At 46.8% G+C, this 24,797-nt stretch carries 20 protein-coding genes, 1 tRNA gene and 1 pseudogene; 19 read left to right on the top strand and 3 right to left on the bottom strand.

Annotated elements, in window-relative coordinates; translation table 11 throughout:
* On the bottom strand, window positions 1-848 hold an 848-nt coding region (locus tag ACLQ6D_RS01410; protein WP_411725461.1), incomplete at its 3' end, for a hypothetical protein.
* Between the two features lie 600 nt (window positions 849-1,448).
* Window positions 1,449-1,535, bottom strand: a tRNA-Leu gene (locus ACLQ6D_RS01405).
* Between the two features lie 311 nt (window positions 1,536-1,846).
* Here ACLQ6D_RS01405 and ACLQ6D_RS01400 point away from each other — a divergent pair.
* The 3 genes from ACLQ6D_RS01400 to ACLQ6D_RS01390 are packed head-to-tail and all read left to right on the top strand — an operon-like array spanning window position 1,847 to window position 4,659.
* On the top strand, window positions 1,847-2,518 hold the full coding sequence (locus tag ACLQ6D_RS01400) for a DUF3047 domain-containing protein (RefSeq protein ID WP_411725460.1): 672 nt from the start codon (window positions 1,847-1,849) through the stop codon (window positions 2,516-2,518).
* Window positions 2,519-2,520: 2 nt separating this feature from the next.
* Window positions 2,521-3,483 (top strand): arsenosugar biosynthesis radical SAM (seleno)protein ArsS, encoded by a 963-nt coding sequence (gene arsS, locus ACLQ6D_RS01395; RefSeq protein ID WP_411725459.1) that lies wholly within the window; start codon window positions 2,521-2,523, stop codon window positions 3,481-3,483.
* Between the two features lie 54 nt (window positions 3,484-3,537).
* Complete coding sequence (locus ACLQ6D_RS01390; protein ID WP_411725458.1) at window positions 3,538-4,659, top strand: methyltransferase domain-containing protein; 1,122 nt, start codon at window positions 3,538-3,540, stop codon at window positions 4,657-4,659.
* A 68-nt stretch (window positions 4,660-4,727) separates the two neighbouring features.
* Here ACLQ6D_RS01390 and ACLQ6D_RS01385 read toward each other — a convergent pair.
* Window positions 4,728-5,484: pseudogene (locus tag ACLQ6D_RS01385) on the bottom strand (DDE-type integrase/transposase/recombinase); the annotation flags it as partial.
* Window positions 5,485-6,085: 601 nt separating this feature from the next.
* Here ACLQ6D_RS01385 and gyrA point away from each other — a divergent pair.
* The 16 genes from gyrA to ACLQ6D_RS01305 all read left to right on the top strand — a co-directional run bounded on the left by gyrA (window position 6,086) and on the right by ACLQ6D_RS01305 (window position 24,794).
* Window positions 6,086-8,695, top strand: a complete 2,610-nt coding sequence (gene gyrA / locus ACLQ6D_RS01380) for a DNA gyrase subunit A (RefSeq protein ID WP_411725457.1) — start codon at window positions 6,086-6,088, stop codon at window positions 8,693-8,695.
* Between the two features lie 3 nt (window positions 8,696-8,698).
* Entirely contained in the window at window positions 8,699-9,778 is a 1,080-nt protein-coding gene (serC, locus tag ACLQ6D_RS01375) for a 3-phosphoserine/phosphohydroxythreonine transaminase (RefSeq protein ID WP_411725456.1), read from the top strand.
* A gap of 22 nt (window positions 9,779-9,800) precedes the next feature.
* Window positions 9,801-10,886, top strand: a complete 1,086-nt coding sequence (gene pheA, locus ACLQ6D_RS01370) for a prephenate dehydratase (protein WP_411725455.1) — start codon at window positions 9,801-9,803, stop codon at window positions 10,884-10,886.
* Between the two features lie 37 nt (window positions 10,887-10,923).
* Window positions 10,924-12,036, top strand: coding sequence for a histidinol-phosphate transaminase (hisC, locus tag ACLQ6D_RS01365; protein WP_411725454.1), 1,113 nt, complete (start codon window positions 10,924-10,926; stop codon window positions 12,034-12,036).
* Window positions 12,029-12,904 carry a prephenate dehydrogenase gene (locus ACLQ6D_RS01360; protein WP_411725453.1) on the top strand — a complete coding sequence of 292 codons (876 nt, stop codon included), beginning with the start codon at window positions 12,029-12,031 and terminating at the stop codon, window positions 12,902-12,904. The genes hisC and ACLQ6D_RS01360 overlap by 8 nt, the downstream gene beginning before the upstream one ends.
* A gap of 3 nt (window positions 12,905-12,907) precedes the next feature.
* Window positions 12,908-14,248 (top strand): 3-phosphoshikimate 1-carboxyvinyltransferase, encoded by a 1,341-nt coding sequence (gene aroA / locus ACLQ6D_RS01355; RefSeq protein WP_411725452.1) that lies wholly within the window; start codon window positions 12,908-12,910, stop codon window positions 14,246-14,248.
* Window positions 14,248-14,919 carry a (d)CMP kinase gene (gene cmk, locus ACLQ6D_RS01350; RefSeq protein WP_411725451.1) on the top strand — a complete coding sequence of 224 codons (672 nt, stop codon included), beginning with the start codon at window positions 14,248-14,250 and terminating at the stop codon, window positions 14,917-14,919. Before aroA ends, cmk begins: the two co-directional genes overlap by 1 nt.
* An 83-nt stretch (window positions 14,920-15,002) precedes the next feature.
* The gene (rpsA, locus tag ACLQ6D_RS01345; RefSeq protein WP_411725450.1) at window positions 15,003-16,664 is read left to right on the top strand and encodes a 30S ribosomal protein S1; all 1,662 of its coding nucleotides are present in this window, start codon (window positions 15,003-15,005) and stop codon (window positions 16,662-16,664) included.
* 65 nt (window positions 16,665-16,729) lie between these two features.
* Window positions 16,730-17,035, top strand: coding sequence for an integration host factor subunit beta (locus ACLQ6D_RS01340; protein WP_411725449.1), 306 nt, complete (start codon window positions 16,730-16,732; stop codon window positions 17,033-17,035).
* Between the two features lie 426 nt (window positions 17,036-17,461).
* On the top strand, window positions 17,462-17,689 hold the full coding sequence (locus ACLQ6D_RS01335) for a FeoA family protein (RefSeq protein ID WP_411725447.1): 228 nt from the start codon (window positions 17,462-17,464) through the stop codon (window positions 17,687-17,689).
* Complete coding sequence (gene feoB / locus ACLQ6D_RS01330; RefSeq protein ID WP_411725446.1) at window positions 17,689-20,016, top strand: Fe(2+) transporter permease subunit FeoB; 2,328 nt, start codon at window positions 17,689-17,691, stop codon at window positions 20,014-20,016. Before ACLQ6D_RS01335 ends, feoB begins: the two co-directional genes overlap by 1 nt.
* Window positions 20,013-20,237: a FeoC-like transcriptional regulator gene (locus ACLQ6D_RS01325; protein ID WP_411725445.1), complete on the top strand. Its 225-nt coding sequence runs from the start codon at window positions 20,013-20,015 to the stop codon at window positions 20,235-20,237. Before feoB ends, ACLQ6D_RS01325 begins: the two co-directional genes overlap by 4 nt.
* Window positions 20,238-20,419: 182 nt before the next feature.
* Window positions 20,420-22,084 carry an ATP-binding protein gene (locus ACLQ6D_RS01320; RefSeq protein WP_411725444.1) on the top strand — a complete coding sequence of 555 codons (1,665 nt, stop codon included), beginning with the start codon at window positions 20,420-20,422 and terminating at the stop codon, window positions 22,082-22,084.
* A 306-nt stretch (window positions 22,085-22,390) separates the two neighbouring features.
* The gene (locus tag ACLQ6D_RS01315; RefSeq protein WP_411725443.1) at window positions 22,391-23,725 is read left to right on the top strand and encodes an MATE family efflux transporter; all 1,335 of its coding nucleotides are present in this window, start codon (window positions 22,391-22,393) and stop codon (window positions 23,723-23,725) included.
* Complete coding sequence (locus ACLQ6D_RS01310; protein WP_411725442.1) at window positions 23,706-24,074, top strand: hypothetical protein; 369 nt, start codon at window positions 23,706-23,708, stop codon at window positions 24,072-24,074. Before ACLQ6D_RS01315 ends, ACLQ6D_RS01310 begins: the two co-directional genes overlap by 20 nt.
* Window positions 24,075-24,794, top strand: coding sequence for a methyltransferase domain-containing protein (locus ACLQ6D_RS01305; RefSeq protein WP_411725441.1), 720 nt, complete (start codon window positions 24,075-24,077; stop codon window positions 24,792-24,794).
* Window positions 24,795-24,797: the final 3 nt, after the last annotated feature.

The following is a 24,797-nucleotide window of genomic DNA, read 5'->3' as shown; positions in this document are numbered from 1 at the left end:
CTGACTCTTGGTACTGTGTTCTGTATCCCCACGCCAAGATCAACAACCGTAGCGAGATTTATTATTCCCTGCTGGTCAATGTTACAATCTTCTATCCTTTGAGTTATGAAGTTTTTTACGATATCCGGGAGGTCATTGCGATGTTCTACGCCTTTACTCATTTCGAACTTGATTTTTTGGAGGACGATTCCTCTATATCCCCGAATGGGAATCAGTCGGCCCTGCTCATAAGTTTCAGAAGCATGCTCAAAAGCATTCTCAGCAATATGAAATATCCACTCAATGAGATGATCTTCAGTAGCGCTTGTTCCGGCAGCAGTGTCTCGCAAGCTTGAAATAAGAGGCCGGATTTTCTGTTGAAAATAATCGAATCTCGGAAACTCTGCCGGAGGTGTTTGCCCTCTCAAAACCGCCGGAATTTCGTACCCATGCCTAGAGACAAGGTACATTATTCTTCCTGAGCTAATCACGCCTTTATTGGACAACACTTGTTTCCAAATATGGCTCCCTATTGAGTTGCGCCAATTTACTTGAGTCGAGTCATTTCGTACTTGTACAGTTTTGGAAAGATAAATAAGTTCTAAGCCAAAGAGGGTAGTAAACAAAGGAGGAAGTTTTGTATCATCTATTTCATGATCCTTTGTAATTGGAGACTGATATATCTCAAGTCGAATTGGGACAAGTTTTATTTCTAAGTCACGCAGCTTTCCGAGTGCCGCTCCTTCTGCCAATAACTGGAATGACGACGCCTTTGTAATTTCAAATTCGACCTCACCATCTTCAGACGATGCCCAATTACCGATATCCAGAAGTGATGTATTTTTTCGAATTTTAATTCGGTACGTCATTTAAATCCCCCTATAAAAAATCCCAAGGATATGCCTGTATGTTGCCTATATAAGCTTTACTACCTGTCAGCGCTAGATAGACAATTGTTTTCAAACTAACGTAATTAGCTCTACTATTAGACGCAGACGCAAAACATCGCATCACAAGATTGCCTAGAAAAATTATTTTTATTTTATGCATTTGACAAAAAATATCATAACCTAAAGTAAATCGAGCAACAGCAACAAACTACATTTATTGACAATCTCCAAATAAATAAGTCCTACTTTTCCAAAAATTCGTATACAAGGACGATGTATTTTCTATTTTTCCTAACGACTGCAACTGGCCGTAAACGGCACTTGGTCATCCATCAGGCAATCCTTTGAAGACAGTAGTATTATGCGAAGCGAAACAGCGCATTGTGTGGGTGAAATCGGTCTTATTTGTCACATCATGCTAATATCATTCACAAGGAAATGAGCTTTCCATAAGAGCGTGTATGCGAAGCTTCGCATACACGCTCGATTGCTCCCTAAGTTCCAAATTGAACAAACTTCTTGATTTTATTGGAATACGAACGACAACGGACGCTAACGTACGTAATTCATTGAATTTTATGGTGCCTCGAGCCGGAGTCGAACCGGCACGGATGTTAATCCGAGGGATTTTAAGTCCCTTGCGTCTACCAATTTCGCCACCGAGGCATCGATAACGTTGATGAGGACGGCATTATATAACATCAAGTAAAATAAACTAGGGTCATTAGGTTTTTATTTGGCTAATCGCTGTTCTTGGCATATCCTGAAATAATCGTAACTATTCAGCGTAGTTTGTCATTCCGAGCAAAGCGAGGAATCTTAAGGCTCACCCATGTTCCAGAGCTTAAATGATTTCTCCCGATGGTCGAAATGACAGTAAAATCAAGCTTTTTGCGAAAGAACACTGAATAGTTACAAATAATCTATGGCAGTTTCGCAAAATTAACCACTCACCGAGGTATCACTAGGGTATGTTGATGCTTTTTGAACCTTATAAATATTTAAGAATCCTTGGCTTATGGTTGTTAATTGTTTCAATGCCGACTATCGGCGAAAAGCCACGAGATAAACTAGCGGTTGGAAACTTCTCTTCTGGCTCGCTGAATGGTTGGAATACCAAAGAATTTAAAGGCCAAACCCAATATCAGCTCATCAAGTTGGATGGTTCACAAGTATTAAAAGCTGAGAGCAATGATGCGGCATCGGGTTTATTCTATGGACAACGCATTGACCTGCAAAAAACACCGGTCATGAACTGGCGCTGGCGCATCGAAAACCGCTTAGCTAATATCGATGAGCAAACCAAATCAGGAGATGATTTTGCTGCCCGTGTCTATGTTGTCGTGAGTGGTGGGCTGATTTTTTGGAACACCAAAGCCATCAATTACGTTTGGGCTAGCACATCGGCTAAAGATAAAACATGGCCTAATCCTTTTGCAGGCGACCATGCCCTGATGGTTGCTGTCCGATCGTTTACCGACAAAACCGGAACCTGGTATACCGAAAGACGAAATGTACGCGCCGATCTTAAGCAGCTAACAGGGGAAGATATTAGCTATATTGATGCGGTAGCGATTATGACGGATACCGACAACAGCCAAGGCAAAGCAACGGCTTACTATGGCGATATTTACTTCACGGCGGAATAGCCATGCACGATACGCTGTCCTATCTGGAACCCACCGATTTCCCTGCGATTAACCGGTCACCATTAGAGGTTCTACAGGTTAACCTGGGTTATTTGTGCAATTTAAGCTGCACCCATTGTCACGTTAATGCAGGGCCTAAACGTACTGAGTTGATGGACAAGGCAACGGTCGAACTGATCCTGGAATTTGTCCGTCGCGAGAATGTCCGCACACTGGATTTAACCGGCGGCGCTCCTGAAATGAACCCTTATTTCAAATATCTGGTCATACAAGCCAGGGCGATGGATGCCAGGGTGATCGACCGGTGCAATCTGGTGATTCTTCAAGAGCCAGGTTATGAGGAGTTGGCAGAATTTCTTGCAGGCTACCAAGTGGAAATAGTCGCTTCACTGCCGTGCTATCTTGAAGATAACGTAGACAGGCAGCGTGGTAAAGGCACTTTCAGCGCTAGCATTACCGCCTTGAAAAAGCTGAATGATTTAGGTTATGGTAAGGTTGATAGTCCGCTAAAGCTTAATCTGGTTTTTAACCCGCAGGATAACAAGCTGCCGCCTAACCAACAAGCGCTGGAAATGGCTTATAAACAGCATTTGTCTGAACACTATGGGATCATTTTTAATCGTCTCTACGCCATGGCTAATCTCCCCATCCAACGTTTTGGCAGTCAATTAATCAGTAAAGGCTTGTTCACCGAGTATTTACAATTATTAAAAGACAACTACCGTCAGGAAAATCTCCCCGGTGTTATGTGCCGTAATAGCATCAGCGTTGATTGGCAAGGGTTTGTTTATGACTGCGATTTTAACCAAATGTTGAACCTTCCATTAGGCGCTAATCTAAACCGTAGAACGCATTTGAGCGAATTGAAAAGCCACTCCTTGCCCGGCTCGGATATTGCTGTACGGCAACATTGTTATGGCTGTACGGCAGGGCAGGGCAGCAGTTGCGGTGGAGCAATAGCCTAAGTGATTTGTAATTATCGTTCTCAAGAATCAATAAAAACTAGTAAGGAATAAAAAATGACCATAGAAACAGGTGTTTTAGAGCGTTACTCGAAAGGCGCAGAATTAAGGCAGGCGGATTTGTGTTGTCCCGTGGATTATGACCGCGAATTACTGGCAATCTTGCCCCAGGAAATTATCGAGAAGGATTATGGCTGTGGCGACCCTTCCCGTTATGTAAAAAAAGGGGATACCGTCCTTGATTTAGGTTCAGGTTCAGGAAAAATCTGTTATATGGCTGCTCAATTGGTCGGCGACCAGGGCAAGGTCATTGGTGTGGACATGAACGATGACATGTTGGCCTTGGCACGTAAATACCAACACGGGATGGCACAGAAAATCGGTTCAGACCGGGTCGAATTCCTAAAAGGGCAGATTCAGGATTTGGCATTGGATGTTTCAGCAATGGACGGGTATCTGGCACAGAATCCGGTACGTAAAGCCGAAGATGTCATTAGCTTACGCGCCTGGCAAGAAAAGCAGCGTAACGGCTCGCCTTTGATTAAGGATAACTCGATTGATCTTGTCGTATCTAATTGTGTGCTTAATCTGGTTCATGATCGCGACAAAGGGCAGATGGTTCGGGAAATTTTTCGGGTAGTCAAGCCGGGGGGGCGGGTTGCAATCTCGGATATTGTAAGTGATGAGATTGTCTCCGAACATTTAAAGCAAGATCAACTTTTATGGAGCGGTTGTATTTCAGGTGCGCTTCAGGAACATGAGTTTTTAGTGGCCTTTGTCAAAGCCGGTTTTATTGCCGTCAGCTACGACAAATGGGAAAACCAGCCGTGGCAGATTGTTGAAGGCATTGAATTCCGCTCAGTTACCATTACAGCGATCAAGCCGCAAAACCAGGCATGTATTGATAAAGGCCACGCCGTCATTTATCGCGGCCCGTTTTCAGAAGTCTACGATGATGAAGGCCATGTTTACCACAGAGGCCAACGTATGGCGGTATGTGAGCGTAATTTTAAATTGCTGACCGGCGAAACTTATGGTGACGGTTTCATAGGGATTGCACCTGCTGAAGAACTCCCGGGCAAACCTTGGGATTGTGCAATCGGTGCAATCCGCGCCGTTTCAGAAACCAAGGGCGGAATGCATCAGGATAAATGCAGTCCTGGCGGAGGTTGTTGTTAATGGGAAACCTTAATAGCGGCCCTCCAATGGACAGACAAATAATTGACCAGTTTAAGATAGATTCCTGTTTACATTACAGCTGAATGGCGCTGTCCTAATCCTTGTGCGTGAGGTGATGATTCCCGCGCATTGTTGAATTTATCCGCAATCCTCGCGCCGCCGCCTGTGGCTGTCCGGTACACCTTGTTAGGTGTCGTATAGCCCAGCGATTGATGCATTCTTGTTTCGTTATAAAACAGGAAATAGTCCATCAAGCCCAACAGCAAGTCCGGCATGTTTACGTATTTCTGCAAATACACGTCCTCATATTTCACTGTCCGCCAGAACCGTTCGACAAAAATATTGCCCAATTCCAATTCCAATTCCAATACCCGTCCACGTCCGTCCATGCTGATGCCGTCCAGACCAGTACGCCAGTGAAGCCATCGCTGGTGGACTGTGAGCCTTAGTCGGTGTTGAAGGCATGCGGTGTCCTGTAGTCCTTAATGGCTGCCTCCAGGCAATCCACACAAAACTCGGCATCCATCGTGTTCGACAACCGCCACGCCAATACCTTGCGGCTGTGCCAGGATGATTGCGACTACGTACACAAAGCCGCTCAACAGCCGGCTGTACCCGCTTGCGGTTGACCGCATGGCCACAGCCACAGAGGTACTTCGTCATGCGGCGAGAGACATAAAAAGGGTGCCGCGTTTATTCTTCATCCAGCAATCGCAACAATAGCCCTTCAAATTCACCCTCTTCTTCCTGCTGCCGCTTCTTCTGATCATACACGACCAAGCGCGTCACGCATAGAAGCTGGCAATGCCTAGATACCGCCACACGTCCCCCAGCGCTCCAGCTTTGCCGTTCCGCTACAGGCCGGCCCAGACATTTTTTGAGCTAGTCCAGTTCCATTCGGAGTTTCGTGGCCTTCTTTTCCGGTGACTCCCCCAAGCGGTTCAAATGCAGCCATTATCCTATAAGGCTCTCGTTATGAATCCATTGACCAAACCCACAAAACCCCACCCGCCCATCAACCATTGGCCACACCTCTTCATGTGCAAGAAAATCCCCTGTGCACCCATGGATGAGCCACAACCGGAACTGTAACAGCACTTAAGTGGATAGTCCATTTATCCATTTAAAAGCCATAATGTGGGTTTTGTTTCTTGCAAAACTTTGATCGACAACCCAAGTTTACTTTCGGTGCTGAACCCTTCATAGCTGGTCTAATTACCATACATATAACTGGCGTAAAATCTGTTGCTGTGATTTGAGTAAACAAAGCAACATCTTCGACGTGAGGCTCACAATTTGATATACTTATCGGTTTGAAAGCCGGGTAAGTTGGCCTGAATTGTAAAGATCATTGAAATCTGTGTGTTTTCGTCCGGTAAAAAAGCCATGCCAGGGCTTTTCAACGGGTAAATTTTGTTAGGGATTAATGTCAAACTTCGCGAAAGAAATCATACCTGTTAATCTCGAAGATGAGATGAAGCAGTCTTACCTCGCTTACGCTATGAGCGTCATCGTGGGTCGAGCCCTTCCAGATGTTAGGGACGGTCTAAAACCTGTGCATCGTCGTGTGCTTTATGCAATGAATGAAGCGGGTAATGACTGGAACAAACCCTATAAAAAATCCGCTCGTATTGTCGGTGATGTCATGGGTAAATATCACCCACACGGTGATAGTGCAATCTATGACACTATGGTGCGTATGGCGCAGTCTTTTTCCATGCGTTATGTGCTGATTGACGGGCAGGGGAACTTTGGTTCCGTCGATGGCGACCCTCCAGCCGCCATGCGTTACACGGAAGCTCGGCTAGCGAAAATATCCCATGAAATGCTGGCAGACCTGGATAAGGAAACCGTCGATTTCATCCCGAATTATGATGAATCCGAGTCCGAGCCACAAGTCTTGCCGACACGGGTGCCTACACTCTTGATAAATGGTTCGTCGGGCATTGCCGTTGGGATGGCGACGAATATCCCGCCGCACAACATGGCTGAAGTTATCAATGCCTGTCTACTATTGATTAATAATCCAGATGCCACAGTGCATGAGTTGATGGCCCATATCCCTGGGCCGGATTTCCCCACTGCAGGCTTTATCAATGGCGCTTCTGGGATTTACAGCGCCTATACCACGGGCCGTGGAAAGATTTACCTACGCGCCCGCTGCCATTTTGAAGACATCGGCGATAGCAGCCGACAGGCGATAATCGTCACCGAATTGCCGTATCAGGTCAACAAGGCTGTCCTGCAAATGAAAATTGCCGAACTGGTCAAGGACGGCAAGCTCGAAGGCATTTCCGCGATTCGTGATGAGTCCGATAAAGACGGTATGCGTTTGGTGATTGAGCTGCGTCGTGGCGAAGTGCCGGAAGTGGTGTTGAATAACCTTTATAAGCAGACCCAGTTTGAGACGGTGTTTGGCATCAACATGGTGGCTTTGCTGGATGGCCGTCCGCATTGCCTGAGCCTCAAAGAGATTTTAAGTGCCTTTGTCGATCATAGACGTGAAATCGTCACCCGCAGGACGTTTTTTAATTTGCGTAAAGCGCGGGAAAGGGCGCACGTCTTGGAAGGTTTAGCGGTTGCCTTAGCCAATATCGATGACATGATCGAGCTGATCAAGTCCTCCAGCAACCGAAGCGATGCCAAAGATGGCTTATTGGCACGGACTTGGAATGGGGGGTTGGTGGCTTCGTTGCTGGAACGGGCTGATGCCGACCGCTCAAGACCGGAAGATTTGGCCCCTGAGTTTGGTATGTCAGGTGAGTTTTACCGGCTTTCTGAAGTCCAGGCGCAAGCGATCCTTGATTTGCGCCTACACAGCCTGACGGGATTGGAGCAGGATAAAATAATCAATGAATATAAAGAACTGCTTGAACAGATTGACGAGTATCTTTATATCCTTGCAAATTATGACCGGCTCATGGAAATAATCCGGGATGAATTAAAAGCAATCAGGGACGAATACGGCGACAAAAGGCGCACAGAAATTATCCATAATCAACTGGATCTGTCCGACGGTGATTTGATCACCGAAGAAGATATGGTCGTTACCATGTCTTACGAGGGCTATGTTAAATCTCAGCCGTTGACGGACTACAAAGCCCAGCGGCGCGGTGGGCGCGGTAAGTCGGCAACGGCGACAAAAGAGCTAGATTATGTTGATAAGCTGATCGTAGCCAATACCCACGATACTATTCTTTGTTTTTCATCATTGGGCAAAGTTTACTGGCTGAAAGTTTACCAACTGCCAGTTGCCAGCCGTGCAGCTAGAGGCAAACCATTTGTAAACCTGCTCGCCCTTGATGAAGGCGAAAAAATCAACGCCATATTGCCTATCAAAGAGTTTAGCGACAATAAATTTATTTTCATGGCAACATCAGCGGGCACTGTCAAAAAAACGCCATTGAATGAATTTGAACGGCAACGTGCTAATGGAAAAATTGCCATTGATTTAAGGGAAAACGACACTTTGGTCGGCGTGGCTGTTACCGATGGCCGTCAAAATGTATTGCTTTTTGCCAGCTCAGGTAAAGCGAACTGCTTCAATGAGTCCGATGTGCGGTCTATGGGCAGGACGGCTTCTGGTGTTCGCGGAATGCGTTTGCAAGAAAATCAAAAAGTCATATCGCTAATTATCGCTGCAGAAGGTACGGTCCTCAATATTACCGAAAACGGTTTCGGCAAACGAACCCGGCTGGAAGAGTTTACCCTCCATAAACGCGGCGGACAGGGCATGATTGCCATACAGACTTCTGCCCGGAATGGCGCCCTGGTTGGTGCGGTGTTAGTCAACGAGCATGATGAAATAATGTTGATCACCGATGGCGGTATCCTGGTTCGCACCCCGGTAGACGGTATTTCCGTAGTCGGACGGAATACTCAAGGTGTACGCATTATCCGCCTGGACAAGGGAGAAAAAGTGATAGGTGTTGACCGTATCGAAGGATTGGCAGGTGAGGATATAGGGGAAGACGAGAATTTCTACGAAGATGAACAAGAAACAACGAATGACGAAGACGATTCAGGAGAAGAGTGATACATGAGCAGGGTTTATAATTTTAGTGCAGGGCCGTCAGCGTTTCCTGAATCCGTGTTGCGGCAAGTCCAAACCGAGATGCTGGAGTGGCGGGACAGCGGCATGTCGGTGATGGAGATGAGCCATCGTGGCAAATATTTCTCAATGATTGCGGAAGAACTTGAAAGTGACCTGCGGGAATTGTTGGCTATCCCCAATAATTATAAGGTGCTGTTTTTGCAGGGAGGCGCATCCGCGCAGTTTTCCTTGATCCCACAAAATATACTCAATGGCAAAACCAAGGCCTGTTATGTAAATACCGGCGCTTGGTCGGAAAAAGCCATCCAGGATGCGAAAGCCTACTGTGATGTTGTTGTGAGCGCCAGCTCAGAGCCCAGCAAATTTACCCATATTCCCGATTTTGCAAGCTGGAAACTGGATCAGGATGCAGCTTATCTGCACTACACGTCTAATGAAACCATACACGGGGTTGAATTTCAGTCTATTCCGGAAGGTAAGGGCTTAACCTTGGTTTCCGATATGTCCTCCAATATCCTGTCGCGTAGAATTGATGTTAGCCAGTTTGGCTTGATTTATGCCGGAACCCAGAAAAATATGGGGCCCGCCGGTGTCACCGTGGTGATAGTCCGGGAAGATTTGATAGGCCATGCAGCCAAAGGCACACCGCCGGTATTCGACTATGCCCAGCAGGTCAAAAATGGCTCGATGCTAAATACGCCGGCAACCTACAACTGGTATCTGGTTGGCTTAGTGCTGAAATGGTTGAAAGGGCAGGGCGGTGTTGATGCGATTGAGCAACGTAACTTCACCAAGTCTGAAAAATTATATGTCGTGATTGACCAATCGGCCTTGTACAGCAATCCGGTAGAAAAAACAGCCCGCTCTAGGATGAATGTGCCTTTTATTCTCGCTGATGAAGCGCTCGATAAGCCCTTTCTTGTGGCAGCGGAAGCCAACGGTTTGTTAGAATTGAAAGGGCATCGTTCGGTTGGCGGTATGCGCGCAAGTATCTATAACGCCATGCCCGAATCGGGAGTTGATGCGCTGTGTGAATTCATCAAAGAATTCGAACGGACGCACTAAGTCGGGATTCAAGGGCTTATTCATGACTTCAATCACACCTCTTAGCGAATTAAGGGACAAAATTGACAAGATCGATCAGCAGATTCTGGAGCTAATCAACCAACGCGCATCTTGTGCAATGGAAGTGGCAAAAACCAAAATTGCCTTGGGCGAACAAGGGACTTTTTATCGTCCTGACAGGGAATCACTGGTTTTGAGGCGGATAAAAGATATCAATCAAGGGCCGTTACCCGACCAGACGGCTGTCCGTTTCTTTCGGGAATTGATGTCTTCCTGTTTGGCGCTTGAAAAACCCCTGGATGTCGCCTATCTGGGGCCAGTGGGCACATTTACCCAACAAGCGGTACTTAAGCATTTTGGCAATGCGGTGAAGGCGATTCCTGAAGCGACCATCAACGATATTTTTTCTACAGTCGAGAATGGCGGTTGTCAATTTGGCGTGGTTCCAGTAGAGAATTCAACCGAAGGGGTTATCAGCTATACCTTGGATCGATTTTTGGTTTCGTCCCTGAAAATGTGTGGTGAAGTTGAAATTCAGGTGCATCAAAATTTGATGGGACTGGTTGATGATAAAACGCAAATTACAGAGATTTTTTCCCATCAGCAGTCATTGGCGCAGTGCCGTCAGTGGCTGGAGAAAAATTTTCCTCATGCCAAACTCACGGCGGTGAGCAGTAATGCCGAGGCAGCGAGACTGGCATCTATCACCAAAAATGCAGCCGCCATCGCAGGCAGGCCTGCGGCGGAACTGTATCACCTCAATATTTTTGAAAAAAATATTGAGGATGAACCGAATAACACCACCCGTTTTATCATTATCGGCAAACAAACGTCGGCTTCAACGGGCAACGATAAGACCTCGTTAGTGGTTTCGACCGGAAACCAGCCGGGAGCATTGCACAGAATATTGGAGCCTTTTGCCCGGTTTGGTATCGGCATGGTTCATATTGAATCGAGACCATCCCGGCAAGGATTGTGGGAATATGTTTTTTTTATCGATATTGAAGGCCATAGCGAGGACGAGCAAGTCACCAAGGCCTTGGATATACTGAAAAGCAATGTCAGTATGCTGAAATTACTCGGCTCCTATCCGAGAGCTGTGCTTTGATGTGTCTTTATTCGCCCGCTTTGCCAGCCAATAATGTATGAACCGCACTGATCATATTTATGGACTCACCGTAGCCGGTGTCCGCCAGCTTGTCCCTTATGTTGCAGGAAAACCGATTGAAGAACTGGAACGCGAGCTTGGGTTGACCGGGATTATCAAGTTGGCATCCAATGAAAATCCGTTAGGGCCCGGAAAAAAAGCGTTGGCGGCGATACAATCCGCGTTGCCGCTTGTGACCTTATACCCTGACGGCAATGGCTTCAACTTGAAGTCCGCGCTTGCGAAAAAATATGCCCTGAATACCGATCAGGTCACCTTGGGCAATGGCTCGAATGAACTGCTGGAGTTAGTCGCCAGGGCATTCTTGGCGCCTGGACTGGAAGCGATGTTTTCCCAACATGCTTTTGCGATTTACCCGATTGCAACGCAAGCCGTGGGCGCAACCGCCGTGGTCGTACCCGCGTTAAATTATGGCAATGATTTGGAAGCGATGGCGGCGAGAATTAGCGAAAAAACCCGCGTCGTTTTTATTGCCAATCCTAATAACCCAACTGGGACTTTGCTTGGACAGGCGGATTTACAAAAGTTTATTTCTGCATTGCCCAGGCATTGTTTATGTGTCTTGGATGAAGCCTATTTTGAATTTGTTGGCGATAAGCAAGGGATTGATTCTATAGCTTGGCTGAAAACCAACCCGAACTTAATTATTACCCGGACTTTTTCAAAAGCCTATGGTTTGGCAGGGTTGCGGATCGGTTATGGCTTATCTTGCCCTGAAATTGCGGACATCCTTAATCGTGTACGGCAACCTTTCAATAACAATGCCTTGGCGTTAGCGGCAGCGGAGGCGGCCCTGGCGGATGATGAGTATTTACAACAAACGATTGCTACGAATGCACAAGGAATGTCGGATCTGACAGAAGGCTTTAAAGCCTTGGGCTTGGAGTGGATACCCTCAGCCGGGAATTTTGTTTCGGTTGACCTGAAACGGCTAGGGCAGCCCGTTTATGAAGCCTTATTGCGTAAAGGGGTTATTGTCAGGCCAATCGCCAATTACGGAATGCCCAACCATCTACGCATCAGTATCGGTACGCAAGCTGAAAACCAGTTTTTTCTCAAGGCATTGGCAGAAACGCTGGGTTATGTTTAATAAGCTTTGCATTATCGGTGTCGGCCTGATTGGCGGTTCAATTGCACGGGCGGCAAGACAGTGTGGCTTAAGCAAAACGATTGTGGGATTTGGCCGGGAAGGCGACCTGCCTAATTTGCAGACGGGCAAGGATTTAGGGGTCATTGACGATTATTGCCTGGATATTTCTGAGGCGGTATTAGACGCTGATTGTATTATCATGGCGACACCGGTAGGCGCTATTGAATCAGTTTTTACCTTACTCAAGCCTTACTGGAACGAAATAGCCATTTACACGGATGTGGGCAGCACCAAAGGCAATGTAATCGCCGCAGCGGAACGGGTTTTTGGTTACGTCCCGGATAATTTGGTGCCTGCCCACCCGATTGCCGGTGCGGAGCAAAGTGGCGTCGTTGCGTCGCTAGATGACCTTTTTATCAATAAGCGCTTGATTATTACGCCGGATAAGGTTACCCGCCCGGATGCTGTGCAAAAAATGCGGGAATTTTGGGAACGGCTAGGTACGCAGGTTGCTGTTATGGATGCCGGCCATCATGATGCTGTACTGGCAGCAACCAGCCATTTGCCCCACATTGTTGCGTTTGCGATGGTCGATATGTTGGGACATAAAGACGAGCAATCTGAAATTTTCAAATACGCGGCTGGTGGTTTCAGGGATTTTACTCGTATTGCGTCCAGTGACCCGACCATGTGGTTGGATATTTGTGTAGCCAATAAAAATGAAATCATGCCATTAATACAGCAATTAAAGGACGAGCTGGATAAAATACAACAGTTTCTGGACAGTAACGATAACCAGCAACTTTATAATACGTTTACGTATGCCGGTAAGGCGCGGCAACGCTTCCTTGATCTTTTCGAAAACTAAACCATGTCAAAAACAATCACATTTATAGTCCAACCAGGCGGGCAATTACGTGGTGAGGCACGGGTGCCGGGTGACAAATCCATGTCACATCGATCTATTATGTTAGGTTCATTAGCCGAGGGTGTTACCCATGTTAAGGGGTTTCTGGAAGCCGAAGATGCCCTGGCGACCTTGCAAGCATTCCGGGATATGGGCGTACACATCGAAGGCCCGATTGATGGTTGTGTGACGATTCATGGTGTGGGTAAGCATGGGCTAAAGCCACCGCAAAAAGAGTTGTATTTGGGTAATTCGGGGACATCTATGCGGCTGTTGAGCGGCCTTTTGGCGGGACAACCCTTCAATACGGTGTTAACCGGCGACAAATCATTGTCAGGCCGTCCTATGAAGCGGGTAACCGAACCCTTGGCTGCTATGGGCGCGGACATCAAGGCCACGGAGAAAGGCACTGCGCCGTTGGTCATAACCGGTCAGGCAGGGCAGTTGCAGGGAATTGATTACACCATGCCGATGGCCAGCGCCCAGGTTAAGTCCTGCTTATTATTGGCGGGCATGTATGCCCAGGGCGAAACCAGTGTCACCGAGCCAGCGCCAACCCGCGACCATACCGAGCGCATGTTGTCAGGATTTTCATATCCCGTTAAACAGCAGGGCAGTAAAGTCAGCATTACCGCTGAAGGAAAATTGACCGCAACAGATATCGACGTACCCAGCGATATATCGTCGGCGGCATTTTTCCTGGTGGGCGCTTCAATTGCTCCCGGTTCAGGCATCTTACTAAAACATGTCGGTATTAATCCTACCCGCACGGGTGTTATCTCGATATTGCGATTGATGGGTGCAAGTATCGAGATCTTGAATGAGCGCGTGGTGGGCGGCGAACCTGTGGCAGATTTGCATGTTGTTTATAAGCCGCTAAAAGGCATAGATATTCCTGAAGAGCTGGTGCCTCTGGCGATTGATGAATTTCCTGTGCTATTTGTGGCGGCTGCCTATGCAGAAGGGCAAACCCGGCTAAGCGGTGCGGAAGAGCTCAGGGTTAAGGAGTCAGACCGCATTCAGGTCATGGTGGATGGTTTACAAATATTGGGTGTAGCTGCAAAACCCACCCCAGATGGAATGCTAATCCAGGGTGGAGGAAAAATAGGCGGCGGTGTAGTGACATCGCATGGTGATCATCGCATAGCGATGGCATTTGCTATCGCCGGGCTGTGTGCCAGCGCCCCTATCACCATTTTGGATTGTGCCAATGTCAATACCTCGTTCCCTGAATTTAAGGAACTGGCAAGAAACTTGGGCTTGGCTTTAACCTGTGAAGATGGCGCAGACGTTAAGGGCTGTTAATGCACATCCCCGTTTTGACTATTGATGGGCCAAGCGGGGCCGGTAAGGGTACTATCAGCCGGATAGTGGCGAAAAAATTGGACTGGAATTACCTGGACAGCGGCTCCTTTTACCGATCACTGGCAATTGCTTTATTACAAAGGAATGCCGATCTAAGTAATGAAAGCGAAATCTTGCAAATAGCCCAGGCCATAGAACTGGCATTCGAATGCAATGATGAGCTGATTGTTAAATTAAACGGCAAAGACATAACGGCCCAGTTAGGCACGGAAGCGACCGGAAATGTGGCCTCCATAGTTGCGGCAATACCTGAAGTAAGGCAGGTATTGCTGCAAAAACAAAAGGATTTTAAGAAGCCACCGGGATTGGTTGCAGATGGCCGCGACATGGGAACCATCGTCTTTCCTGATGCCGACATCAAGGTTTTTTTAACCGCAAGTGCCGCCGAAAGGGCTGAAAGAAGATATAAACAGTTGATGGGAAAAGGAATTGATGTTAGTATTCGACGGATAACCAGAGAGATAGAAGAGCGTGACTGCCGCGATAAGGGACGAAAAACAGCCCCTTTAGTCCAGGCAGAAGATGCCTTTTACATCGATTCATCTGCCATGACCATAGAAGCAGTCATTGACCAGGTGCTGAGTTTAGTCCCGCAGCGTTTAGCTATGTAAGCACATACTATCGTTTTGCGTTTTTTAACCTTTTTTAATTAGATGAAGGCTCGTTTAGTTTATGACGGGCCTGGGAATATGAAATGAGCGAAAGCTTTGCTGAATTACTTGAAGAAAGTTTGAAACAGACTCAAATGAGTCCAGGATCAATGTTGGTTGGTACGGTTATTGATATCGAAAACGATATGGTCATCGTCAGTACGCAATCCAAATCAGAAGGTGTCATTCCAAAATGGCAATTTTTGGATAACAAGGGTGAGTTAGAAGTTAAGATAGGCGACGAAATTGAAGTTGCCCTTGATTTATTTGAAGACGGTCTGGGTGCCACCTTGCTTTCCAGGGATAAAGCAAAGAAAAACAAGGCATGGTCCGAATTGGAAAGCGCTTATGAGAAACAAGCGACAATCATCGGTCAAATCAACGGCAGGGTTCGCGGCGGTTTTACCGTTGCAGTGGGTGCTTTACGCGCCTTTTTGCCAGGGTCGTTGGTTGATGTCCGCCCTATTAGGGACACCACGTTCCTGGAAAACCGCGATTTAGAGTTTAAGGTCATAAAAATCGACCAAAAACGCAATAACGTTGTGCTTTCGCGCCGGGCAGTGGTTGAAAAAGAATACAGCGCAGAACGGGAAGAATTGCTAAAAACGCTGGAAGAAGGTGCAATTGTTACCGGTGTTGTGAAAAACCTGACCGACTACGGCGCTTTCATAGACCTTGGCGGTATCGACGGCCTGTTGCATATCACCGATATGGCGTGGAAGCGTGTAAGGCATCCTTCCGAATGTGTTGAGATCGGACAAGAAATCAAAGTTAAGGTCATGAAATACGACAAGGACAAGAATCGTGTTTCCTTAGGCATGAAGCAAATGGGTGAAGATCCTTGGCAAAATATCGCCCGCCGTTATCCAGCCAGCTCGCGGGCATTTGGCAAGGTCAATAACCTGACCGATTATGGCTGTTTTGTTGAGATTGAAGAAGGTGTAGAAGGCTTGGTTCACGTCTCGGAAATGGATTGGACCAACAAAAATGTCAATCCATCCAAACTTGTCCAATTGGGTGAGGATGTCGAAGTCATGATCCTGGAAATTGACGAAGAACGCCGCCGAATTTCTTTGGGCATGAAACAATGCAAAACCAACCCTTGGGATGAATTCGCAGCAACGCACAACAAAGGCGATAAAATCTCCGGAAAAATCAAGTCCATTACCGATTTCGGCATATTTATTGGTTTGGATGGCGGTATTGACGGTTTAGTCCATACGTCTGATATATCTTGGGCGGAAGATGGCGAGGCATCGGTTCGGGATTTCAAAAAAGGTGATGAACTTGAGACTGTGATTTTGGCGGTTGATGCTGAGCGCGAACGTATCTCATTGGGCATTAAGCAGCTCGAACAGGATCCATTCCAAAACTTTCTGGCGACCAATGAAAAAGGTAGCCTGACAAAAGGAGTTATCAAGGAGGTCGATGCAAAAGGTGCAGTGGTTATTTTGGCGGATAATGTTGAAGGCTATATCCGCGCTTCTGAAATTCAACGTGACCGTGTTGAAGATGCCCGTACCCTGTTAAAAGAAGGTGATAAAGTCGAAGCCAAATTCATTGGTGTAGACAAGAAAAGCAAGTCAATTTCATTGTCTATAAAAGCGAAGGATCACGATGAAGAAGCTACCACGATCAAAGATCATTCTCAGCAATCGGCGGGAGCACCTACTTTTGCAGACATTTTTAAACAAATAGAAAAATAAGCTATTATTTAAGGGTTATTTGAGTAATAATCCCCATGTTTTCTTTCGTTTTTGCAGGATAGAATGTGACGAAATCTGAATTAATTGAAGCGCTTGCTAAACAGCAACCCCATTTGCCAATTAAAGATGTTGAATTGGCAGTAAAATGTATCATAGAGAAAATGAATCAGGCTTTGTCTTCTGGTGAACGGATCGAAATCAGGGGATTTGGCAGTTTCTCTTTGCACATGCGCCCGCCCCGCGTAGGCCGAAACCCGAAAACAGGCGAGTCAGTTCAATTATCCAAGAAATTCGTCCCACATTTTAAGCCTGGTAAAGAACTTCGCGACCGGGTTGATGAGTCTAGTAACCGCTTTAAAATAATCGGCTGATCTCCGCGATTTATTTCCCTACAAAAACATTAATAAGGTGGTGTTTGTGAGAATGCCGCCTTAAATAAAATAATCTAAATCTTTTTGCAGCTTGCAGCCTCCCCTTAAAAATTCCAACCTTAGTTAATTCCCTTCCCATTTGGAATAGGACATCCTTGCTGGCCAGCGATACGATAAGAAAAAAGATCAATTTAAACTGTCCTGGACAAGCTTTTGTATCGGCCTAACGTGCGTGTCCGATCTTTGCTATAAAAACCAATGTCTCTTGGGAATTCAAAATCCCCTAATTTAAGCCTCGTCCCACACATAAGTTGATTTGATTAGTCTTGTAGATATGATATAGTTGATATTAATGAGAATGATTATTGATTCCTGTTGATATCTCTAATAATCATTGTCTGTTAATTATCGGGTGGACACTATGTTATGGGTTTGAAAAATCTTGTTATTGGCGATTTAGCCAAAATCGTTGGCTTTGAACCGACGGGCAGGGCGTATCGCAAGAAATTACTGGCGATGGGGTTGACCCCCGGCACAGAATTCAGCGTTACTAGATTCGCGCCAATGGGCGATCCGGTTGAGATCAAATTACGGGGATTTTCGCTCACACTTCGTAAGGATGAAGCCGCCGTTTTGCAGATCGAGAGGCTTTGATGCTGAAAAGTTTTACGGTGGGGGTGGTCGGTAACCCTAATTGCGGAAAATCCACGCTTTTTAACGCACTCACCGGAGCCAGGCAACAAGTCGGCAACTGGCCGGGAGTCACTGTAGAAAAAAAAACCGGTGAATACCGTTTTAATAATCAACTGATACGAGTTGTAGACCTGCCGGGGACTTACTCGCTTGAATCATCTGACGATCAAGTATCTTTGGACGAGAAAGTTGCCAGAGATTATGCCGCCTCAGGCAATGCTGACCTTATCGTCAATATTGTTGATGCCTCTAACATAGAACGAAATCTTTATCTGACTTCCCAGCTACTTGAAATGAGGGTGCCGATGATTTTGGTGCTCAATATGATGGACATTGTCAAACAGCGGGGCATCAAAATAGACGTTGGATTTATTTCCCAACAGTTGGGATGTCCGGTTGTGGCGATTTCAGCGGCGAGCAAGAACGGCATAATAAACTTGAAAGAGGTAGTCAATCACGCCGTATTAAACAAGCCTGTACCCACCGCAAAAATTCATTATCCATCATCCTTGGAACAAGCGATTAACGAACTTTCGTCGGCGCTGAAACCCTTCGGCCACAATTCATGTAATTTACGTTGGCTGGCGGTTCGCTTGCTAGAAGGCGATACCTTGGCTAAACAAATCGCTAATCCCGTGATATTGTCGTTAGTTTCGGAATTGCAAAACAGGGTCGAAGATGAGGCCGATGATGAAATCGACATACTGGCGGCCGATGCCCGTTATGGCTTTGTCAATCAACTGACACAATCCGCTGTTTGCCGATTAACCGATGTAGGAAGACGTACCACCGATAAGATTGATCGTATCGTGTTAAACCGGTTTTTGGGCATTCCCGTCTTTTTGATGGTGATGTATGCGATGTTCATGTTTACGATTAACATGGGCAGCGCATTTATAGATTTTTTCGACCAGGCCGTAGGCGCGATATTAGTTGATGGATTTGCCGAACAACTGGGCAAATTGAATTGGCCGCAATGGTTGATTGTGTTGGTCGCTAATGGCGCAGGTGGCGGGATACAAGTGGTTGCCACTTTTATCCCCATAGTCGGTTTTCTCTTCCTGTTTCTGTCAGCCTTAGAAGACTCCGGCTACATGGCACGAGCCGCTTTTGTGATGGACAGGTTTATGCGGATGATCGGTTTGCCCGGTAAATCTTTTGTGCCCATGATTGTCGGTTTCGGGTGTAATGTACCCGCCATTATGGCGACACGTACGCTTGAAAGCCAGCGGGACAGGATACTTACCAACCTGATGAACCCGTTCATGTCTTGTGGCGCACGGTTGCCCGTTTACGCCTTGTTTGCCGCCGCGTTTTTCCCGACGGGCGGACAAAACATGGTTTTTGGATTATATCTGTTGGGCATTGCAGTTGCTGTTTTGACCGGTTTGATTATGCGGCATACCTTATTCAAGGGCGAGTCGATGCCGTTTATCATGGAATTGCCAACGTATCACTTACCGACCTTAAGAGGCGTTTTGACTAGGACGTGGGATCGGCTACGGTCATTCCTGTTCAATGCTGGTAAGGTGATCGTACCGATGGTGTTGGTGCTCAATTTTCTTAATGCCCTGGGTACCGATGGTTCATTGGGGCATGAAAACAGCAATAAATCCGTACTCAGCGCTATAGGAAAAAGCCTTACCCCTTTGTTTAAACCCATGGGGATAAACAATGATAATTGGCCTGCTACCGTGGGCATTTTTACCGGGGTGCTGGCCAAAGAAGCGGTCGTCGGTACGTTAGATGCCTTATACGGCCAACTGGGTGCAGCAGTTGCCGAATCTTCCGATAAACCGCCGTTTATCCTTAGTGTAGCTTTAGTCAATGCCTGTAAGACTATTCCCGAAAATTTGGGGAAACTAGCTGATAACGTACTGGATCCCTTGGGTCTTAACATTGGCAATGTGCAGGATTTGGAAGCCGCAGCCAGCGAACAGGAAGTCCAAACTGCCACCTTTGCGGCTATGCAGAAAAGTTTTGATGGCAAGACAGGGGCGTTTGCCTATTTGTTGTTTATTCTACTCTACGCGCCTTGCGTGACCGCGACCGCAGCAATTTTCAGGGAAACCAGTCTTAATTGGACAGTGTTCGTCGTGCTTTGGACGACGGGTATAGCCTACATAACCGCAGCTGTCTTTTATCAAGTGATGACCTATAACCAGCATCCCGAGTATTCCCTGGTTTGGATAACCGGCTTAATCCTGGCGTTTGCTTCAGTGTTGTCCGGTCTTTGGCTGCTCGGAAGAAACTCACGCACAGGTCATGTACAGGGGGCTATGCAATGATTCTGTCCGATTTACGAGGCTATCTAAAAGAGCAAAAGCGCGTAGCGTTAAAGGATATGGAGACTCGGTTCAATATTGATGCGGATGCCTTACGGGGCATGTTGGGTAAATGGATCAATAAGGGTTACGTCAGAAAGTTGCCATCGGGCACTTCATGCACGTCAGGTTGCTGTAAATGCGACCCTGCGTTAACCGAACTTTACGAATGGGTAGAAAGATAGGCTATGTGTTTAGTCCCACATTAATTCTTTGATTAAGCCTTTCGATAGGCTCAGGACGGACGGAATCGAATTGTTCAGGGATGCCTTAATTAATACCATTTCATCAAGCAAAGCGTATTAAGGTTTTAACTCCTCTCAAAACTGGTCTAAGCTTATCGTACTTTACACGAATAGGTCAGGACATGTCAGCACAACAATCCAGCATTCTTATCGGTTATTTAACTGAAGTCCGTGGCGATGGGATGGAAGCGCGCATTGCACAGGAACATTCGGGCGATCTTCCCATTATCACCATAGATGGTGAAGCTATGTTGGCGGGTCAGATAGGCTCGTATACGGTTATCAAACAAAAGAATATCAATGTATTGGCGTTGATTTTCAAGATGTGGGGGAGAGATCATTTCGACAGGTCAGATAGGCGTGTGACGGATCGCTTTATTGCGTTGATACCGGTCGGTGAGATACAGGAGAATGGCACATTCGTGCGTGGAGTCCGGCATTATCCGACACCGGGCGCGAAAGTTTACGCGGTCGGGCTCGAAGAAATCAATGCGATTTTTTCGAAATTTCGGGAATATCAATTCTTTATCGGGCAGTTGGCATCCCATAAAGACTATCACTTAGGCCTTGATCCCAGGGCGCTGTTTGGCCGTCATTTTGCGATCCTTGGACAATCCGGTTCGGGTAAATCATGGGCGGTGACCAGCTTGATTCAAAACACCATTAAAGCCATGCCGAAGACCCATATCATTTTGCTGGATTTACATGGTGAATATTGTTGGAAAGATAACGATGGCACTGTGCATTCAGCTTTTCCCGATGATGCCGTGCAATACGTCGATGCGATGGAAATGGAAATGCCTTATTGGCTGATGACGTATGCCGAACTGGTGGATTTGTTTATCGATCGGGATGATAGCGCCGCAACGATGCAGATGTCTTTTATGCGAGAGATATTGCAACAACTAAAGCGCAAAGAAGCCAAGCAAATCGGTATGGTGACGACAGTCACCATCGACACGCCGATTTATTTTTCCCTGGCGGAATTGTACATGCAGTTCAAGATTGCCAATGAGGAAAGGAAAGAATTCGGAAAAGTAACCGGCCCTTTATTCGGGCAATTTGACGAATTTCTGATCAGGATGCAGAGCCGGTTTAATGATGTCCGTTACGATTTTTTGCTCAAACCGAAAATTCGCAATAATTCAGGCAGCATGACGGACTTGTTGCGGCAATTTGTGGGTCTTGGTACGAAAAAAGCGAATATTACGGTGATTGATTTAAGTTCCGTTCCTACCGATATCAGGCCAGCCGTTTCAGCACAGGTTGGTCGATTGGCCTACGAGTTTAATTATTGGAATCCACGGCGGCGCGAGTTTCCCATTACTTTGATTTGCGAGGAAGCCCATGCCTATATTCCCAGGGAAAAAGGTGGCCAATTTGAAGGCACCAAAAGAATGATGGAACGCATTGCCAAAGAGGGCAGGAAGTATGGGGTGTCGATCGGCGTGGTGAGCCAGCGGCCTACCGAATTGTCGGAAACGATGCTGGCGCAATGTAGTTCATTTATCTGTTTACGCACCACCAATCCTGATGATCAGGCCTACATTAAAGGTTTGGTTCCAGAAGCTGAGGGTGATCTGACTGACATTTTGACTTCATTAGGCCGTGGTGAAGCGCTGGTATTAGGAGAAGCGGCGCCGTTGCCTACCCGTGTGCAAATTTATCGTCCTAATCCAGAGCCGAAAAGCAATGATGTCGATTATTTCACCAGTTGGCGGGAAGGCCCGAATGACCTTGACGTGGAAGAAATTGTTAACTTATGGCGGACTCAGACGAGAAAGTGAGGGGTTGAATTAGCCAACTGGTGTTACGTATATTTATGGGAACCTCTAAAAATCCCCTCTCCCTCTGGGAGATGGCTAGGGTGAGGGATGTAAGCATCTGATTTTAAAATCCTCATCCCGACCTTCTCCCAGAGGGAGAAGGAGGTGTTTGAATTTTTAGGGGTTCCCTTATGTAGGGGCAACCCTTGTGGTTGCCCTCTTGAGGTTGCCTTGAAGCCTAAAGGGCAGGCACAAGGCCTTTGGGCAGACACAAGGCCAGCCCCTACGCAATCGGACATCTGCACTACCTCATTCACCGAATCATAGATGAAAAAAAATCAAGGGGCAGCTACCCCCATCCGCACGGACAGAATCAGTAGCAAAAGCCTGATCTTTTTGACCTTTCCCGCAGCATTATCGGCGATGTTGAATAATGCCTATCGCGTCATAGACCAACATGCGGTGCAATGGTTAGGGGTCGATGCCCAAGCCGCAATTGCCTCCTGCACGTTCGTACTGATAGCATTTTTTGCTGGCTATACCATATTTGCGTCTGGTGCTATCTCGTTGGTCGCCCGTGCGGTCGGAAGTGAGGACGTACAGGAGCAAAAGCGTCTCATTGGCAGTGCTTTAACGGCTGCGGCGTTAGCAGGGATTGTTATTTTGGGCGCTAGCGGCACATTGGCACCCTGGACAGTCAGAAGCTTGGGTTTACAGAATGACCTTGCCAAGCAAGCTGAAACCTACCTGCGTTGGCATGCGGTTTATTGCTTGCCGCAAGCTGTCATGCCGACCTTGGACGCCATATTTATCGCGTATGGGCGAACTAAAGTCGTTTTGGTTTTGCAAGTCACGGCCTCGGCGCTCAATTTCTTGCTGAATCCTGTGTGCATCTATGCGCTTGATTTTGGTATAGGCGGCGCGGCGATGGCGACAGGCATTAGTCAAACCGTTGCAGTGGCGATAGGACTTATCCTGTTGTCACGAACGAAAGGCTTCGATAAAAAAACTTTTCGCCTGAATAATTATGCGCTAAAAATTATTAAAGTGGGTCTGCCCATGTGCTGGGGAACATTGGTATTCGCCGGAGTTTACTGGGCATTGCTACGATGGGTTATTTCACCCTTAGGGCCTGCGGTTAATGCGGCTTTGGGCATCGGGTTTTCAGTACTGGAAGGTTTTACCTGGCCCGTATTTTGGGGGTTTTCTATGGGGATTGCCAGCATTGTTGGGCGTTGCTTGGGCGCGGGGGAACTAGCTAAAGCAAAACAAGCCATACATCTGGCCTTCAGGATGATGACCTTAAGCGGTTTATTAGCCTCAGCCGTATTCTGGTGGGGTGCGGAAGTATTGTCCGGGATGTTCACTAATGATGCGAAAGTATTGGAACAAGCGGTACTTTATGCACAGGTGTTGGCGTTTTCGCAACTATTTGTCGCTTATGAAGCGCTGGCCGAGGGAATTCTCAGTGGCGCGGGCAAAACCAAGGCCATTTTTTATTGGTCAGCGCCTTTGAATATCCTACGTATTCCATGTTGCTGGCTGTTTGCCATTCATTACGGCTACGGTGCGGTCGCTGTGTGGTGGGTGATTAATATATCGACCATACTGAAATCACTGGGGAAATGGAGTACGGTTATCAGTGGACGGTGGCAGTCTTAAGCTTAGGAAAAGTGCGTATCTTCATCTAAAAAATAAAAATACTCTGGTGATTGATTTCCTTAACCCTAACAAATTCGGTAGAATTCGCGGCTTTAAATTTGATATAAAACCATTTTCCGAGCGAAATATAGGGTTAGAGAAAGATTGCCTGATTAAATTTATACTTCCGTTTTATCAAGCTACAATTTCATTAAGCGTTAGGCATTTTATGCGATCATTTTTTGCTCGTCACCCTCCAGCTATTAACCTTGCCATGACAGGTATTTGCTTGCCTTTCTCTGTTCGTGCGCCGCATCCGACTTGGGGGAAATTTCTTCATCCTTGTACATGGTTAGCTGAGGAAGGTTAAATGGGAGCCGATATCAAATCAGTTCTGCACGGATTGGAGCGCATGCGTTCAATCGAGGTGGATCGAGATAGTCATCACTACATTGCATTAAGCCATCTGAACACATGGATAGCGACATGCGCTGCGCCTGCAGCCAGCGGTGTGATGCTTGATTACGGATGTGGGGGGCAGCCATACAAGGCATTTTTTCAGCCCTACATTACCAGATACATTGGAGCCGATGTGGCGGCAGCCAGCGGTGTAGTATTGGACATAGAGCTTGATGTTGATGGGCGAGTACCTTTGCCGGATGGAAGTATAGATACGATCCTTTCGTCCCAAGTTCTGGAGCATGTTTTTGACTTTAAATCATATCGCCTAAGCTGTGCGAGACTTTTGCGGCCATCAGGGCGCCTGATAATTAGCGTCCCGATGCAATGGCGGCATCATGAGATACCTTTCGATTATTGGCGGTTTACTCGGTATGGATTGGAGAAAAGCCTTGATTCGGCTGGATTTAGAGTTTTGGATTTGCACCCATGCGGAGGTGTTTATTCTTTACTCGGTCAGGTTTATCTAGATCATCTTTCAGTGCGAGGAAAGCCAACTACACTCTTGACTAGAGTGATCAATCGGTTTGCGCTTTGGTTGGATAAACGAGATATGGATGCGGACGATACTCTGGGGTGGATGTGCGTGGCAGAAAAGAATGATTGCGGGATAACGCGGGAGGCCAACTGAGCC

Origin of the sequence: Methyloglobulus sp., assembly GCF_046714055.1 — a bacterium.
GTDB lineage: Bacteria > Pseudomonadota > Gammaproteobacteria > Methylococcales > Methylomonadaceae > Methyloglobulus.
This window is presented reverse-complemented; position numbering and strand designations above follow the sequence as displayed.

Coding starts and splice junctions, on each gene's coding strand:
- rpsA (WP_411725450.1), top strand. CDS start 15,003: ATGAGCGAAAGCTTTGCTGAATTACTTGAAGAAAGTTTGAAACAGACT.
- arsS (WP_411725459.1), top strand. CDS start 2,521: ATGCACGATACGCTGTCCTATCTGGAACCCACCGATTTCCCTGCGATT.
- hisC (WP_411725454.1), top strand. CDS start 10,924: ATGAACCGCACTGATCATATTTATGGACTCACCGTAGCCGGTGTCCGC.
- ACLQ6D_RS01360 (WP_411725453.1), top strand. CDS start 12,029: ATGTTTAATAAGCTTTGCATTATCGGTGTCGGCCTGATTGGCGGTTCA.
- ACLQ6D_RS01320 (WP_411725444.1), top strand. CDS start 20,420: ATGTCAGCACAACAATCCAGCATTCTTATCGGTTATTTAACTGAAGTC.
- pheA (WP_411725455.1), top strand. CDS start 9,801: ATGACTTCAATCACACCTCTTAGCGAATTAAGGGACAAAATTGACAAG.
- cmk (WP_411725451.1), top strand. CDS start 14,248: ATGCACATCCCCGTTTTGACTATTGATGGGCCAAGCGGGGCCGGTAAG.
- ACLQ6D_RS01335 (WP_411725447.1), top strand. CDS start 17,462: ATGGGTTTGAAAAATCTTGTTATTGGCGATTTAGCCAAAATCGTTGGC.
- ACLQ6D_RS01325 (WP_411725445.1), top strand. CDS start 20,013: ATGATTCTGTCCGATTTACGAGGCTATCTAAAAGAGCAAAAGCGCGTA.
- ACLQ6D_RS01315 (WP_411725443.1), top strand. CDS start 22,391: ATGAAAAAAAATCAAGGGGCAGCTACCCCCATCCGCACGGACAGAATC.
- gyrA (WP_411725457.1), top strand. CDS start 6,086: ATGTCAAACTTCGCGAAAGAAATCATACCTGTTAATCTCGAAGATGAG.
- ACLQ6D_RS01305 (WP_411725441.1), top strand. CDS start 24,075: ATGGGAGCCGATATCAAATCAGTTCTGCACGGATTGGAGCGCATGCGT.
- ACLQ6D_RS01390 (WP_411725458.1), top strand. CDS start 3,538: ATGACCATAGAAACAGGTGTTTTAGAGCGTTACTCGAAAGGCGCAGAA.
- serC (WP_411725456.1), top strand. CDS start 8,699: ATGAGCAGGGTTTATAATTTTAGTGCAGGGCCGTCAGCGTTTCCTGAA.
- aroA (WP_411725452.1), top strand. CDS start 12,908: ATGTCAAAAACAATCACATTTATAGTCCAACCAGGCGGGCAATTACGT.
- ACLQ6D_RS01400 (WP_411725460.1), top strand. CDS start 1,847: ATGCTTTTTGAACCTTATAAATATTTAAGAATCCTTGGCTTATGGTTG.
- feoB (WP_411725446.1), top strand. CDS start 17,689: ATGCTGAAAAGTTTTACGGTGGGGGTGGTCGGTAACCCTAATTGCGGA.